Raw genomic sequence first — 16,691 nt, 5'->3', positions numbered from 1 at the left:
GTCTTCCAGTTATCAATTTTTACTTGATAATAGTGTCTATCACAATCACATGGAAATAAAATTTGTTGCGCTAGATTGTTTTCCCAACCTTGCATTAACAGATAGTTTTTTGCATTGGCATTGTATTGATTTATATCAAACATAATTACTCCTATAAAAAAAATAAAAAGAATTAATAGTAATTCTGAGTCCTGGCTAAAAGGAAAAAGGCAATAAAAACTTTTACCCTTTACCTTTTATTGCCATCTTCGAGATTTTTGCATTCTATCCACAAATTTTAATAATAGTCTTGATGAGGTTCAGGAGATAGAAATCTCATTGATTCAATGATATATGTGCTAACGAAAATCAGTAATGTTTGCATCATTTTGCTTATTTGATTAATGGGAGCAATTATTTTATTTTGAAGCAAAATTGAAGATATAGAAATTAAATACTGATCTACAAAATCAATATTTTGATAAATTTCCTTAGTGATGCTATTGATGTTTTGCAATTCTATATGTTGAGTTTTTTGGGCTTGACGAATACTTTCTTGCAACATCAAAATTGCCACATTTGTAGATTTGAATTGTAGTTGTAATGCATTCAGTTCTTGTTTGAGTTCTAAAAGACTATTTATACCTTTAAGAAAACCCTGAATATCATAATAAGAAACTGTAGCAATAATGTGATAAACTGATATAGCTTCCAGCATCAATAACTGACTTTTGGTTTGCAAGTCATGATATTCATTAAGCATGGGGTTGTGTAATAAAGTGTTGCAAGCACTCATAGTTATTTAACCAATGTATTGTATAAAATGATGTGATTGTTATTAATTGTTTATTAACCCTGATATTGATACTCATCGCCTCACCAATAAGACCAGTGATGGCTGAGAGATTTTCAATAGTAAACAACCCTGAATACTTAAGAGATGGAAACTGTTTTGTCAGTCCAGTTATTGTCTATAATAAATATTTTATCTATTAACTCCATGAGAGTTAATGTTAAGATTACTGAAATTTTAAAAAAAAATTTGCGTAACTCCTAGATGAATATAAAATTTATTTACCGTAATAATACTTAAAAATTTTATGATTGCCAGTATATATTTGTGATGTAATGGCTAACAACAACATAACTGACTACGCATATAGTTCCGGATCCAACACCAGGGTGATTGGCTGTGCGGTAAAATGGCTACATTTGTCAATCAAACCTGTCATTAAAACCTCATGTTTACAACAGCTGACTTTCTGCAATATTCCCAATGGTCAGGGATTGCTACCATAGTATTTGCAGCTTTGACAATCTTAGCTTTGATCCTCAAATGGGGTTTACGCTTTCGGCTGGTAGGTACAACAAGCTTTATGATAGTCTTGACAGCTGGCTTATTTTCATTGTCTTTAGTACCTCTGAGTCGCACAGTCATACCTGGCGCAGTAAAATACACTTTAGTTTATGACAACGGTTCTAGTCAAGCTGTCATTGCTACTGCACCGGAAATTACACCAACAGAATTAGAAGCTACTTTGCGTCAAGCGGCTAATAATCTCTACTCCTATGGTCGCTTAGGTAGTAAGGACAACAACCAACTGACCATCCGCGCCCGTACCCTCATTCACCCAGAACCAGGTTTATCAGTACCACTTTACTTGGGTGAAGTGAAACGAACTTTGGCAACTCGTGAAGATCCAGAAATGGCGGTTGAAGTTTATCTTGACAAGTTTGCCCAACTGCCAAAACCCACAGCTTAAATCAGTTAAGAGGCAAAGGGAACCGGGAGATATATTCTCCCTATCTCCCAACCTCCAAATAGACACAATTTTTTTGTCAATTAAAATACAATAAAGATTATTTTTATATTAAGATGTTAAAACTTGAGAAACTCCACTATCAGAAACAATTGATCACTTTTCCGGCCAATCGACAATAGACTTCTGTGAACGTGGCAACAAGACCCCTGAATTATCAGTCTAATTTGATTAAGAAATATCAAATTTTGACATAATACATTATTATGACTAATCAATCTTCTACTCAAACGTTGTCTACTCAAACCGCTAATTCATTATTAACACTGACAGTTGCACCGGCTAAAGTTATTCGAGGTGCAGGTGTGTTATCTTCAACTGTGTCGGAAATCGCTAAGTTGGGAACTCATCCTCTGATTGTGGCAGGAAATCGCACTCTCAGTATTTGCCAGGAAAATTTACAAGGGATTTTGTCAGCCCAAGAACTACAAACTAACTGTGTTTCCTATGGTGCAGATTGCTGTGAAACAAGTTTAAAAGCTTTACGCAAAGCGGCTAAGGAACATAAAGCAGATGTGATCATTGGTGTGGGTGGTGGTAAAGCTTTAGATACGGCTAAGTTGATCGGCCATCAATTACAGTTGCCAGTTGTCACAATTCCTACATCTGCGGCTACCTGTGCAGCGTGGACGGCTTTATCTAATGTCTATTCGGAAACAGGGGCGTTTTTGTATGATGTGGCATTGTCTCGCTGTCCTGATTTGCTAATTTTGGATTATGATTTGATTCAGACTGCACCCCAGAGGACATTAGTGGCGGGAATTGGGGATGCGATCGCCAAATGGTATGAAGCATCTGTTAGTAGTGGTCATTTACAAGATACTCTGATTATTGCCGCAGTCCAACAAGCAAGAGTTTTACGAGATATTCTTTTCCAGAAAGCTGCTACCGCTTTACAATCACCTGGTAGCGAAGTTTGGCAAGAAGTTGTGGATGCCACTGTATTATTAGCTGGTGTAATTGGTGGTTTAGGTGGCGCACAATGTCGGACTGTAGCTGCCCATGCTGTCCATAATGGGTTAACGCATATTTCTGGACATGGTAGCATTCATGGTGAAAAGGTCGCCTATGGTATTTTAGTACAACTGCGATTAGAAGAAATGCTCCAAGGTAATCAACTGGCAGATGCAGCCAGACAACAATTATTAAAGTTCTATGCAGAGATTGGATTACCACAAAAATTAGCAGATTTAGGTTTAGGAAATATTACTTTGACTGAATTGCAAACAGCCGCAGAAATTACCTTAGCGCCTAGTTCTGATATTCACCGTTTACCTTTTCCAGTCGCTTTGGAACAGTTAATGGCCGCAATGGTTTCTACTACTGCCCCAAACCAATTAAAAGTTAAAAATTAAAAATTAAAAATAGGTAATTAGTAATGGGTAATTGGTGATTGCTGATTGGTGACTGGTAAAATTTTCATCTATTTCCTGTCACCTGTCATCTATTTCCTGTCACCTGTCATCTGTCATCTATTTCCTGTCATCTGTTCCCTGTCACTTGTCCCCTATTCCGAGGTTTTAGAATGAGTTTGAGTTGGATTACTCCCGCAGAACGGATACAAAAATTACCGCCTTATGTGTTTGCCCGTTTAGATGAACTAAAAGCGAAAGCCAGGGAACAAGGGCTAGATTTGATTGATTTGGGAATGGGAAACCCGGATGGGGCTACTCCTCAACCAATTATAGAAGCGGGAATAGCAGCTTTACAAAATCCTGCTAATCACGGTTATCCACCATTTGAAGGAACTGCAAATTTCCGCAAAGCAATTACTAAATGGTACAATCGCCGCTATGGTGTAACACTTGATCCTGATAGTGAAGCTTTACCTTTGTTGGGTTCTAAGGAAGGTTTAGGACATTTAGCGATCGCCTATATTAATCCTGGTGATATTGTTTTAGTACCATCACCATCTTACCCCGTGCATTTTCGTGGTCCCATCATTGCCGGTGGAGTAATTCACAGTATAACTCTCAAAGAGGAAAACGATTGGTTAATTGATTTAACATCCATCCCCGATGAAGTAGCCAAAAAAGCCAAAATTCTCTATTTTAATTATCCCAGTAATCCCACCGCCGCCACCGCACCCCGTGAATTTTTTGAAGAAATAGTTGCTTTTGCCCGCAAGTATGAAATTATGTTAGTGCATGACTTATGTTATGCAGAATTAGCTTTTGATGGTTATCAACCCACTAGTTTATTAGAAATTCCTGGTGCAAAAGATATCGGTGTGGAATTTCATACCCTATCTAAAACCTATAATATGGCAGGTTGGCGTGTGGGTTTTGTGGTAGGAAATCGTCACATTATCCAAGGTTTGCGGACATTAAAAACCAATTTAGATTATGGCATTTTCTCCGCATTGCAAACAGCAGCAGAAACCGCTTTACAATTGCCAGATTCTTATTTACACGAAGTCCAACAACGTTATCGCACCCGTCGAGATTTTCTCATTGATGGTTTAGGTAAATTAGGCTGGAATATTCCCAAAACCAAAGCAACCATGTATCTGTGGGTAAAATGTCCTGTGGGAATGGGTTCTACAGATTTTGCTTTGAATGTACTGCAACAAACAGGTGTAGTTGTCACTCCTGGTAACGCCTTTGGTGCTGGTGGTGAAGGATATGTGAGAATTAGTTTAATTGCAGATTGCGATCGCTTGGGTGAAGCTTTAGAAAGATTTCAACAAGCAGGAATTTGTTATCAACCTGAAGCCGTAGTTTCTGCGTGATAACAGTAGGTTGGGTTAAGCGCAGCGCAACCCAACACAAATCATTTTTTCTCTGATTGTCTGAATCAGGATATCCAGGATTTGAGGATGTTAATTGTCTGAATCAGGATATCCAGGATTTGAGGATTTACAGGATGTTAGTTGAAATTACATAAGTAGGTAGGCGTTAAAATTTATCGTTATGGCAAGGCAAAAGGCAGTGGTTCGACTTCGCTCACCAACCGGAGGCAAAAGGCAAGAGGGAAGAGACTTTCAGAGATTTTACTTTTTGTAACATACCTCGGTTTTTTCAAGCCGACTTACTTATCTATAATATACAATTATCTTAGATAGAAGTAACTCTATGAGATTAGAATATGGTGTCATAATCCCCAAAGATTATGATCAAGATATGCAAAATTTAATGGCAGTAGAAAAGAGACAAAATCAAATATAGCATTTCCTAGTTCAATAACATATAAAATTATCTGCGTTTATCTGCGTTTTCTATCCTGTAAATCCTTTAATCATGGATATCCTGATTCAAACAAAAAAGCTATAATACAATATTAGCAACTTTGCTGCTTGATATTGTTATAAATAAATGATCACCCCTACAACTACAACTCATCACCTCATTCCTGAAGGCTTTCATGCCTTATCTGAACCCATTAGAATTAGCGTGATCGAATTACTACGTCAGCGGGAACTCTGTGTTTGTGATTTATGTGATGCTTTAGAAATTAGTCAATCAAAACTTTCTTTTCATCTCAAAAATCTGAAAGAAGCAGGTTTAGTCAATTCCCGTCAAGAAGGACGTTGGATTTATTATAGTTTAAATCTACCTCAATTTCAGGTTTTAGAACAGTATTTAGCTAATATTCACCATAATTCTGTACTTTTACCTGTTCGTTCTTATTGTGAGTAAATCAAAATAGAACTACTATTTGATTTTTGATAGTTTGCGAGGCTTAACCATACAGGCACGTAGAGTGCGTTAATGGTAGCGTAAAGAACTAAAGCTGTAATAACGGCGCTTTACATATTTGATCCTAACACACTCTACAATAGTTAATTTTTCATAAATCAAACCGGATGCCTATATATAGCAACAGCCAAGGTGCTAAGGACATCAACAAATGATCAAACGTAGACACTAAAAGCCTTTTAAATCTGTCACCTGTCAAGAGTCACCTGTTACCTGCTATATAGAAATATTGTGAACCAAGTTTAGACACATCAGATATTGTTTTATTTTCATTTATATACACAATATAACCACTTTTAATGCTTAAACATTAAGTTTTGAAAAAATTTCTTTATTCTCAAGGCTGTATAGCTATAAAGTTATGTAAGTGAATTAGTTTCACCTCATAATTTACAAGACAAAAATCAGGCAACCACTAGTTTTTACCAGCAGTTTGATTGGTAAATTTTTCCATACAGTAGCAGTCAGCAGTCAGCAGCAAAACTTGATGGTTCTTTAAGTTTTGATGACAAGTTTGTACTGAAGACAACCTGCAATCTGCTGATTTATTTCGTCTCATCTCAAATTAGCAAAAATTTATCCATCAGTCTTTCTCACTTTTGAATTTGTTAGCAGCAAAGTAGTTGAAAGCAGGATATTTTCAATCGTTGAGTCCTCTGGTAAGAATTAGGAGGTAGATTATGCGGATTATGATGATTCAACCCAATTATCATTCTGGTGGTGCGGAAATTGCGGGAAATTGGCCACCAAGTTGGGTTCCTTATGTGGGTGGGGCATTGAAAACTGCTGGCTTTACCGACATCCGTTTTGTCGATGCCATGACAGATTATATTGCTGATGATGCTTTAGCAGAAATTATCAAAAAGCATCAGCCAGATATAGTCTTGGCAACAGCAATTACACCGATGATTTATCAATCGCAAACAACCCTGAAGATTGTTAAAGAAGTTTGTCCCCAAGCTACGACAATTATGGGTGGGGTTCATCCTACCTATATGTACAATGAAGTTCTCAATGAAGCCCCTTGGGTAGATTATATTATTCGCGGAGAAGGGGAAGAAATTACAGTTAATTTGGTGAGTGCGATCGCTAATGGTACAGTAGAAAATGAACGCCGAAATATATTAGGTATTGCTTTCTTAGAAAATGGGCAAGTCATCGCTACAGCAGCCCATCCCCCTATCGCTGATTTAGATACCCTAACCCCAGATTGGGATTTATTAGATTGGAGTAAATATATCTATACTCCTCTCAATGTGCGGGTAGCTGTTCCTAACTATGCTAGAGGCTGTCCCTTCACCTGTCGTTTTTGTTCCCAGTGGGCATTTTGGCGTAAATATCGTTCTAGTAGTCCCAAGCAATTCGTTGACCAAATTGAAGTTTTGGTCAAAAAACATAAGGTGGGATTTTTCATTTTGGCAGATGAAGAACCAACTATTAACAAACCCAAATTTATTGCTTTGTGTAATGAATTGATAGAACGCAATTTGGGTGTTCATTGGGGAATTAATACCAGGGTGACAGATATATTGCGGGATGAAGAAGATTTACCACTTTACCGCAAAGCTGGACTAGTTCACGTTTCCTTGGGTACAGAAGCCGCAGCACAATTAAAGTTGAATTTGTTCCGTAAAGAAACAACAATTGAACAAAACAAACGGGCGATTCAACTATTAAAGCAAAATGGCATGGTGGCTGAAGCTCAATTTATCATGGGTTTGGAAAATGAAACCGCTGAGACAATTGAGGAAACCTATAAAATGGCTTTGGACTGGAAAGCAGACATGGTGAACTGGAATATGTTTACCCCCTGGCCATTTTCCGAATTATTTCAGGATTTGGGCGATCGCGTCGAAGTTCGAGACTATTCTCAATATAACTTTGTCACTCCCATCATGAAGCCCGACGCAATGGAACGGGAAGATGTTCTCAAAGGAGTGCTGCGGAACTATGCCCGTTTTTACCTCCGCAAAACCTTTGAGTATTGGTTTGTCAAAGACCCATTTAAGCGCAAATATCTGTTAGGTTGCTTAAAGGCTTTTGTGAAAACCACCCTCAACAAACGTTTCTACAATCTGAAACGAGTGAAGTATAAAGGTTTAAGCACGGAAATTGAGTTAGGCTTTGATGAGTCGAAGATTCTCACCCGCGAACAAATTGCCCAACGCAAACAAGAACATCCAGAATTAATGGCAGATGTAAATTTCACAGGTAATATTTCTGCTTGTGGCGCACCCAATGACCTGCCAGAATTTACTGAGCAAGAACAAGTTCAAGGTTGGAAAATTTAAATGAGGTACAATCGGGAATAATCAAACTCTTGTGGTGCGGGCATCTTGCCCGCTAATGTCATAACCGAGCCTAATATAAACGCAGATAAACGCAGATAAACGCAGATGATTGTGTGACTGCTACAAGCATAGGAAAATAATCCATCAAGTTTTTTTGATTAATTTTTGTGTCCTGTGGTATTCTGGTAGTTGACATATCAATTTTTTTTGAAATGATGAATATATAAAATTTAGCAGCAATTATACAGGTAAAGCCAGTGAAAGCAACTGCACAAAGATTAGTCCTTGTAGTAGGAACATTAGCATTAGCAGCGAGTTGTAGCAGTACACCTGATACTTCCAGCAACACCCAGCAGTCAGCACAAGCAGCAGCTTCGCAAACTGTAACCGTCATTAAAATTGATGGTTCTAGCACAGTATATCCAATTACACAGGGTATAGCCAAAGAGTTTCCAGCAGTTGCCACAAATAATACCCAAGTACAAGTAAACATTTCCGGTACTGGGGGAGGGTTTGAAAAATTCTGCACGGGGAAAATAGATATAAATAATGCCTCTCGACCTATTTCTAAGACAGAGATGGCAGACTGTAATAAAAACGGAGTAAGGTACATAGAATTACCTATTGCTTTTGATGCCTTAACTATCGCTGTACATCCCCAAAACACCTGGGCAAAAGACATCACAGTTGCCGAACTGCAAAAAATGTGGGAACCTGCCGCAGAAGGAAAAATTACCAAATGGAATCAAATACGTAGTTCTTGGCCAGATCGTCCTCTGAATTTATACGGTGCTGGTAAAAAATCTGGTACTTTTGATTACTTTACAGAAGCAATAGTTGGTAAAGCCAAAGCCAGCCGTAACGATTACACAGCCAGCGAAGACGATGATGTTTTAGTTGACGGCATCAATAAAGACCCCAATGCCTTGGGTTATTTTGGCTACGCTTACTATGAAAAAAACAAAGATAAATTAAAAGTCGTAGCTGTTAATAACGGTAAAGGTGCAGTTTTACCATCACAAGAAACAGTCAAAAAATCTACATATCAACCACTTTCTCGACCTTTGTTTATCTATGTCAATCTTTGGTCTAGTCAAAACAGAGGAGAAGTTTATAAATTTATAGATTTCTATCTGCAAAAAGCACCAACAATTGTTAACTCTGTAGGTTCTGTACCTTTACCAGAGGAAGCTTACAAAATTGATTATGTGCATTTACATAATGGTAAAGCTGGAACAGTATTTGCAGGGAAAGCAGAATTTGATTTAACCATCGGGGAATTATTACGTAAACAAAAGCAATTTTAGGTTGATGCTGTGTGAGTTTTTTATGGTGACAAAATGCAAATTCTTTAACTAAACTTATAGAGGTGATTTAAGTGGAATATGTAGCTAAAAAACCTGCTATCAAACGCCTTTCGTTTCTTGATCGCTTTTTGACATTGTGGATATTTTTAGCAATGGCAATTGGAGTTTGTTTAGGATATTTTTTCCCCACAATAGAAGTTTTCATCAATCATTTCCAAGTAGGGACAACTAATATTCCCATTGCTATTGGCTTAATTTTAATGATGTACCCACCATTAGCTAAGGTAAAATATGAAGAATTAGGAGATGTATTTCGGAATACGAAAATTCTAGGACTGTCATTATTACAGAATTGGGTGATTGGTCCGGTACTGATGTTTATACTTGCGATTCTGTTTTTACGTGATCAACCTGAATATATGACTGGCCTAATTATGATTGGATTAGCCCGTTGTATTGCGATGGTAATTGTCTGGAGTGACTTAGCGAAAGGAGACACTGAATATACAGCCGGACTGGTTGCTTTTAATAGTATTTTTCAAGTCCTTTTTTACAGTGTTTATGCTTGGTTTTTCATTTCTATTTTGCCGCCTTTATTTGGCTTACAAGGAAGTATTGTGAATGTAGGCATTGGCGAAATTGCCAGCAGCGTTTTTATCTATTTAGGTATTCCTTTTTTGGCTGGATTTATCACTCGCGTTATTTTGGTGAAAGCTAAAGGTAAGCAGTGGTATCATCATGAATTTATCCCAAAAATCAGCCCCATGACTTTAGTTGCTCTCTTATTTACCATCGTGGTAATGTTTAGCTTAAAGGGCAATTTAATTGTGCAGATTCCAATGGATGTTGTCCGCATTGCAATTCCCCTGATCGTCTATTTCTTGTTAATGTTTTTGACTAGTTTTTACATGGCATGGAAAATCAAAGCCGACTATGCAAAAGCTGCTAGTGTCGCCTTTACTGCTGCTGGTAACAATTTTGAATTAGCCATTGCTGTGGCAATTGCTGTATTTGGTATTAAATCTGGTGCAGCTTTCGCTGCTGTGATTGGACCATTGGTAGAAGTACCAGTTTTAATTAGTTTAGTTAGTTTAGCTTTCTGGCTAAAAAAACAGTTTTTTCGCCCATCTTCACCAGAAGCATTGTAGTTAGATAAGTTCTCTTGCCAATGAAGTTATTTTTCCAGGAAATTTACCAATTTAGACGGGAATTTTTAGTAGAAGCAATAGGCACTTTTATCTTAGTATTTGCTGGAACTGGTGCTGTGATGGTGAATAACATCAGCCAAGGTGCTATCAGCCATATTGGAATTAGTTTTGTGTTTGGGGCTGTAGTAGCTGCATTAATTTACAGTTTAGGACATCTTAGCGGCGCACATTTTAACCCAGCCGTAACACTGGCATTTTGGACTAGTGGATTTTTTCCTAAAAGGCGAGTATTACCCTATATTTTTGCCCAATTATTAGGATCTATATTAGCTTCTAGCTTACTAATAATTAGTTTAGGAAACGTTGCTAATTTAGGTGTAACTATGCCTCTAAATAACAACTGGTGGCAATCTTTAGTATTAGAAACAGTCCTCACTTTCATTTTAATGTTTGTGATTTTGGGATCTGGATTAGATCGTCGCGCCCACATTGGTTTTGCTGGTTTAGCTATTGGTTTAACAGTCGCAATGGAAGCGGCTTTTATGGGTCCTATTACTGGTGCAAGTATGAATCCTGCCCGTTCCTTTGGACCAGCTTTAGTAGGAGGAATTTGGCAGCATCATTGGGTTTATTGGGTAGCACCAATATTAGGTTCACAGTTTGCAGTCATAGTTTACGGAATTATTTCTAATAATTTCCAAGATTTTCAAAAATAAAGGAGTAAAATGACAAACTTCCAGCATCCACCGAGAATTTTATTTTTATATGGTTCATTGCGAGAACGTTCTTACAGTCGTTTATTAGCAGAAGAAGCAGCCAGAATTATTACCGAATTTGGTGCAGAAGTACGATTTTTTGATCCCCGTGAATTACCAATTTATGGTAGTGTTCCAGATACTCATCCCCAAGTCCAAGAACTACGAGAATTGAGTATGTGGTCAGAAGGTCAAGTGTGGTCTTCACCAGAAATGCACGGTAATATAACTGGAATTCTAAAAAATCAAATTGATTGGATTCCTTTAAGTTTAGGTGCTGTTAGACCAACTCAAGGAAGAACATTAGCAGTAATGCAGGTAAGCGGTGGTTCTCAGTCTTTTAATGCTGTGAATACCATGCGAATTTTAGGGCGTTGGATGCGAATGTTTACCATTCCTAATCAATCTTCGGTAGCAAAAGCTTATCAAGAGTTTCATGAAGATGGAACAATGAAAGATTCCGCTTATCGTGACCGAGTAGTTGATGTGATGGAAGAATTATATAAGTTTACTTTGCTGTTGCGTGACAAAGTTGATTATTTAACTGACCGCTACAGTGAACGTAAAGAAAAAGCAGCAAAAGAAGCTATTCAGTTAGCTAACAACGCCTTGAAATCATAACCCATACCTAAAAAATATCTCTCAAAATCTCATTTCTCTGCGTCCTCTGCGCCTCTGCGGTTCGTTATTCAGTAACCATAAAAGAAACAAAACAATCTTTATTTACTAATTCAAAAATCATGAAAAAAGTAATGTTTGTTTGCAAAAAAAATTCCCGTCGTTCCCAAATGGCTGAGGGCTTTGCTAAAACTTTAGGAGAAGGTAAAATTGCTGTTTTTAGTTCCGGCTTAGCATCCAGTGAAGTAGATCCGATTTCTGTACAAGTGATGTCAGAAATTGGCATTGATATTAGCAGTCAAACATCTAAAGCATTAGATGATTTTAACCCTGAAGACTTTGATGCTGTAATTTCTTTATGTGGTTGTGGCGTGAATTTACCAGAAGCTTGGGTGTTAAGAAAAGTCTTTGAAGATTGGCAACTTGATGATCCTGAAGGTCATGATATTGACACCTTTCGGCGTGTTCGGGATGAGGTAAAAGAACGAGTAGTTAAATTGATTGCAGCTTTGAGTTAAAGCTTAGTCAAAAAATAATAGCAGTCTCAATACTTGTCGGTTAAGCTCAAAACATTAAATCAGGTAGGTTGGGTTGACGTGAGAAAACCCAACATTTACGGACTTTTGTTGAGTTGCGCTTTCTTTAAACCCAACCTACAAAAACTCTTAACCGAACAGTATTGATAGCAGTCTTAAAACAAATATTATATGAGATTTAAGACTGCTAGATGATAAAAATTAAGCAAAAATTGATCCAGCTATACTAAAGAGTATCTTGGCAAAGATGAAATATTTCTCTGATATTCTGCTTCTAAGCACTGTTTTTGTGCATACAAAAACATTTCATTGATAAATTCTGTAAAACTTTGAAAAGTTTGCTCTACTATTTCCAAAGCTTTAACTTTTTGCTCCTCTGTAATTTCTAAATTACCCAACAATTCTTCTATATCATCTACTCCAGCCAAATGACCACTTTCTACTTGAAAATGATGCTCACCAAAATAACGATACTCTTTTTGGGTGATGCTTTGGAGTTCCTTAGCGACAGGTGCAAATACAGCTTGTGCAGTGTGTCCTGTTGCTTCTATGACTTCTATAATCACTATTTTCAGGATAGGATCATCGTGAATGGTACACAAGGTAAATAAATCCTGGGATAGTTTGCGCGTTTTTTGGAGTTCTTCACTCCACAGAAATTTTAAAGCTTCACTGAAGGTCAGAGAATTGTTAATTCCTAGTTTTTCTAAATCCTGTAGAAACCACTTCCAGTGATGGTCATCTTCACGAGTATGGTTATTAATTAGTTCCTGCAATTTACTATCTGTTGGTTCTTTTCGCAAATATAGTCTATTCAATTCACCGAAATTCATTGCAAAAGGAGCCATTGCAGATGCCCAACCTAGTCTTTTTCTGGGATCTATACTTGTATCTCTGAGAAAATGGAAGAAAGGTAATTGAGCAAATGTTTGTGTCTTTTTTTCAATCAATTCTAGAACTTCTTTCATACTCATACAACTTCCACTTTGATAAAAAAAAACAACGTCAGTAAGCAGAGATTTGTTAGATCCTCATACCATTTCTTCATCAAGTTAAGCTGAATATTGTTTCACAGATAGGAATCCAGTTTGATATCTAAAATTATCTATGTAGGCAGGCGGCACTCTGGCAAGAGGGAAAAGGGTTTCCCAGAATTTAGGTGTCCAAAGTTTTGTATGACTACGTTACGCCAACTATCAAAAATCAAATAGGACTCCTATAGCTGAAAAAAATCTCTGAAATAAGCACTTTTCGGAGTTTTATTAAGCTTAATGTTACAGAAGAAAGGTATGCTTTGATAATATTTCACAATTTGACCCGTGAAAATCTATCTTTAGATAGATGAAAACAGTATTAAGTTATTAAAAATTACTTACGTAAAAATATTTAAGTACCTGCGCGACAATAAAATATTTATCCATTTTTTAAGACGAAGTAAATCGCAGTCTTCCTTGACTATTTCCTATTAACTATTCCCTTGCCTGAATGAATAATTGACGTTGCTGATTGAAAATATAAATTAGGATCACACAAATACACAAACAATCATTGTTTAGTCCTATAGGACTCCTATTTGATTTTTGATAGCTTGCGAGGAGAGTGACCATATAAAACTCCGTACACCTAAATCCTCTAAAACCCTATTCTCTATTCCCTATTCCCTATTAATAGCCCCAACAAATATCGTAAGTATTCCAACGGACATGATATGACATACTCCCCGCCCTAAAAGTGCAGAGATTCTTTCTTTCAAACAACAGTTGCAGTTTTGTACCGTCTGACACTATCTCGCCCAACAGACAATGCCCTGTCTGTTTCCATTATTTGATTCCGAAAGCCGTCCTCAAAGGACGGGAAACCTCAAACCCATTTTTTCAGCCTATTTTCTGATAAAAACCTCTTCTCTCTTGCCTTGTCATAACGACAATTTTTAACGCCGACCCACTTAGCTAGTAGTAATAAAGGCCATGCCTATTCCCTGTTCCCTCATTTTGACGGCAAATACGACTTAGAGATTACGGTTCACCCCAATTCCTGAAAGTATTAATTCTCATACATTAGTCAGAGTGACAACAGTTCAATCCATGAACCAACTAAAAACAACCTTTAAAATTAACCGTCCCATTCAAGGTTCGGGAAACCACCCTTCATGGACTGGCTACACAAGTTCAGTATATATATCAGTGTGATTTGCGGTTTCCACCCCAGACAAGCGCAACCATGCTGGACTGACTGCTTTTTTAAATCAGTTAGTTCAAAAAATTTAGCCCTTTATAATCCCATTCATTTGTAGTTATACGGAAGCAGCACCTAAAATGGCAAAAGTAGTAGGAATTGACTTAGGTACAACCAACTCTTGCGTAGCAGTAATGGAAGGTGGTAAACCCACCGTAATTGCTAACGCAGAAGGTTTTAGAACAACGCCATCAGTGGTGGCATTTGCGAAAAATGGCGATAACCTAGTAGGTCAAATCGCTAAACGCCAAGCGGTGATGAACCCCGAAAATACCTTTTATTCTGTAAAACGTTTCATCGGTCGCCGCTTTGATGAAGTTACTAAGGAAGCTACAGAAGTTTCTTATAAAGTTCTCAGCAGCAACGGTAACGTTAAATTAGATTCTCCTGGGGCTGGTAAGCAATTTGCACCAGAGGAAATTTCTGCCAAAGTTCTGCGTAAACTAGTTGAAGACGCTAGTAAATATCTGGGTGAAACCGTTACCCAAGCAGTCATTACCGTTCCTGCTTACTTCAACGACTCCCAACGTCAAGCTACAAAAGACGCTGGTAAAATCGCAGGTATCGAAGTATTGCGGATTATCAACGAACCAACCGCAGCTTCTCTAGCTTATGGTTTTGATAAAAAGAGCAACGAAACCATCCTCGTATTTGACCTTGGTGGCGGTACATTCGACGTATCTGTATTAGAAGTTGGTGATGGCGTATTTGAAGTATTAGCTACATCGGGTGATACCCACCTTGGTGGTGACGACTTCGACAAAAAAATAGTTGACTTCTTAGCTGAACAATTCAAAAAAGCAGAAGGTATTGACCTCCGCAAAGATAAACAAGCTTTACAGCGTCTGACTGAAGCCGCAGAAAAAGCCAAAATTGAACTTTCTAGCGTTACTCAAGCGGAAATTAACCTTCCCTTCATTACCGCTACCCAAGATGGTCCAAAACACCTGGATACCACTTTAACTCGTGTCACCTTTGAAGAACTTTGCTCTGATTTAATTGACCGTTGCCGCATCCCTGTAGAAAATGCGCTCAGAGATGCCAAGTTAAACAAGAGCAATATTGATGAAGTTGTTTTAGTTGGTGGTTCTACTCGTATTCCCGCAGTGCAAGATGTGGTTAAACGGGTACTGGGTAAAGATCCTAACCAAACCGTTAACCCTGATGAAGTTGTAGCCGTTGGTGCAGCAATTCAAGCTGGTGTATTAGCTGGTGATGTTACAGGTATTTTGTTGTTAGACGTAACACCTCTATCCTTGGGTGTAGAAACCTTGGGTGGAGTAATGACCAAGATTATTCCTCGCAACACCACCATTCCTACCAAAAAATCAGAAGTATTCTCAACTGCTGTTGATGGTCAAACCAACGTAGAAATTCATGTCCTGCAAGGGGAACGGGAATTTGCTAACGATAACAAGAGTTTAGGAACTTTCCGCTTAGATGGTATTCCTCCCGCACCCCGTGGTGTACCTCAAATTGAAGTTACCTTTGACATTGACGCTAACGGTATTCTCAACGTTACTGCGAAAGATAAAGGAACTGGTAAAGAACAGTCCATCAGCATTACTGGTGCTTCCACCTTGGATAAAAATGATGTTGACCGGATGGTACGGGAAGCTGAACAAAACGCCTCTACAGACAAAGAAAAGCGTGAGAAGATTGAACGCAAAAACCAAGCTGACTCTTTAGCATACCAAGCAGAAAAGCAGCTACAAGAATTAGGTGATAAAGTTCCTGAAGCTGACAAAACCAAAGTTGAAGGTTTGGTAAAAGAACTGCGGGAAGCGGTTGCAAAAGAAGATGATGAGCAAATTAAAAAACTGACACCAGAATTGCAACAAGCTTTGTTTGCAGTAGGTAGCAATATCTATCAACAAGCTGGTGGTGCTGCTCCTGGTGCTGAACCTCAAGATGGCGGTGCTACACCTCCTTCTGGTGGTGGTGATGATGTGATTGATGCTGATTTCACCGAAAGTAAATAAGTCAGAATTCAGTAGTCAGCAGTAAAACTCTTTTTTTGAAAGTTTGTATATCCTGCAACCTACAATATTCTGTAAATAAACATCCCCGACTTCTTGAAGAAGTTGGGGATTTTGTTGTCTTAAAAAGCTAATTAGGGTTTGCCCAAAACCTTGATCAATCAAAAGTTTGAGGTGAGCATTCAGCTATCAGTAATCAGTAATCTTGAGAAAGTAATTGGATAACATATAATTTGCCTGTTCTACGGTTAAAGGTTTAGATAAGTACCCATGCAAAATTAATTATACATTTTCATAATAAATTGATAAAATAAATTATTAATAA

At 37.8% G+C, this 16,691-nt stretch carries 13 protein-coding genes; 11 read left to right on the top strand and 2 right to left on the bottom strand.

The features are described from left to right. Positions 1 to 277 precede the first annotated feature (277 nt). On the bottom strand, positions 278 to 775 hold the full coding sequence (locus A0J48_RS23355; protein WP_200326980.1) for a hypothetical protein: 498 nt from the start codon (positions 773 to 775) through the stop codon (positions 278 to 280). Between the two features lie 445 nt (positions 776 to 1,220). Here A0J48_RS23355 and A0J48_RS23350 point away from each other — a divergent pair, with 445 nt between their 5' ends. From A0J48_RS23350 to arsC, 10 genes are all read left to right on the top strand, one after another. Continuing rightward, positions 1,221 to 1,742 (top strand): Ycf51 family protein, encoded by a 522-nt coding sequence (locus A0J48_RS23350; RefSeq protein WP_200326979.1) that lies wholly within the window; start codon positions 1,221 to 1,223, stop codon positions 1,740 to 1,742. 263 nt (positions 1,743 to 2,005) lie between these two features. Then, positions 2,006 to 3,154, top strand: a complete 1,149-nt coding sequence (locus A0J48_RS23345; protein ID WP_200326978.1) for an iron-containing alcohol dehydrogenase family protein — start codon at positions 2,006 to 2,008, stop codon at positions 3,152 to 3,154. Positions 3,155 to 3,324: 170 nt separating this feature from the next. Then, complete coding sequence (locus tag A0J48_RS23340; RefSeq protein WP_200326977.1) at positions 3,325 to 4,530, top strand: aspartate aminotransferase; 1,206 nt, start codon at positions 3,325 to 3,327, stop codon at positions 4,528 to 4,530. A 583-nt stretch (positions 4,531 to 5,113) separates the two neighbouring features. Beyond that, positions 5,114 to 5,437: an ArsR/SmtB family transcription factor gene (locus A0J48_RS23335; protein WP_200326976.1), complete on the top strand. Its 324-nt coding sequence runs from the start codon at positions 5,114 to 5,116 to the stop codon at positions 5,435 to 5,437. A 740-nt stretch (positions 5,438 to 6,177) separates the two neighbouring features. Further along, positions 6,178 to 7,788: a magnesium-protoporphyrin IX monomethyl ester anaerobic oxidative cyclase gene (bchE, locus tag A0J48_RS23330; protein ID WP_200326975.1), complete on the top strand. Its 1,611-nt coding sequence runs from the start codon at positions 6,178 to 6,180 to the stop codon at positions 7,786 to 7,788. Between the two features lie 257 nt (positions 7,789 to 8,045). Further along, positions 8,046 to 9,095 carry a PstS family phosphate ABC transporter substrate-binding protein gene (locus A0J48_RS23325; protein WP_200326974.1) on the top strand — a complete coding sequence of 350 codons (1,050 nt, stop codon included), beginning with the start codon at positions 8,046 to 8,048 and terminating at the stop codon, positions 9,093 to 9,095. Positions 9,096 to 9,166: 71 nt separating this feature from the next. Then, on the top strand, positions 9,167 to 10,243 hold the full coding sequence (gene arsB / locus A0J48_RS23320; RefSeq protein ID WP_325078961.1) for an ACR3 family arsenite efflux transporter: 1,077 nt from the start codon (positions 9,167 to 9,169) through the stop codon (positions 10,241 to 10,243). A 20-nt stretch (positions 10,244 to 10,263) separates the two neighbouring features. Then, positions 10,264 to 10,959, top strand: coding sequence for an MIP/aquaporin family protein (locus A0J48_RS23315; RefSeq protein WP_200326973.1), 696 nt, complete (start codon positions 10,264 to 10,266; stop codon positions 10,957 to 10,959). A 9-nt stretch (positions 10,960 to 10,968) separates the two neighbouring features. Further along, positions 10,969 to 11,619, top strand: coding sequence for an arsenical resistance protein ArsH (gene arsH, locus A0J48_RS23310; RefSeq protein ID WP_200326972.1), 651 nt, complete (start codon positions 10,969 to 10,971; stop codon positions 11,617 to 11,619). A gap of 119 nt (positions 11,620 to 11,738) precedes the next feature. After that, positions 11,739 to 12,134 (top strand): arsenate reductase, glutathione/glutaredoxin type, encoded by a 396-nt coding sequence (arsC, locus tag A0J48_RS23305; RefSeq protein ID WP_200326971.1) that lies wholly within the window; start codon positions 11,739 to 11,741, stop codon positions 12,132 to 12,134. A gap of 239 nt (positions 12,135 to 12,373) precedes the next feature. Here arsC and A0J48_RS23300 read toward each other — a convergent pair whose 3' ends face one another. After that, complete coding sequence (locus A0J48_RS23300) at positions 12,374 to 13,120, bottom strand: hypothetical protein (protein WP_200326970.1); 747 nt, start codon at positions 13,118 to 13,120, stop codon at positions 12,374 to 12,376. A gap of 1,347 nt (positions 13,121 to 14,467) precedes the next feature. On the opposite strand from A0J48_RS23300, the gene dnaK reads away from it, so the two are divergent. Then, complete coding sequence (gene dnaK, locus A0J48_RS23295; protein WP_200326969.1) at positions 14,468 to 16,369, top strand: molecular chaperone DnaK; 1,902 nt, start codon at positions 14,468 to 14,470, stop codon at positions 16,367 to 16,369. The last annotated feature ends 322 nt before the right edge of the window (positions 16,370 to 16,691 follow it).

The sequence above is a fragment of the Sphaerospermopsis aphanizomenoides BCCUSP55 genome (assembly GCF_001586785.1).
GTDB classification, from domain to species: Bacteria; Cyanobacteriota; Cyanobacteriia; order Cyanobacteriales; family Nostocaceae; genus Sphaerospermopsis_A; species Sphaerospermopsis_A aphanizomenoides_A.
Note: the sequence above shows the minus strand (reverse complement) of the source record. Positions and strands in the feature narration are given on the sequence as shown.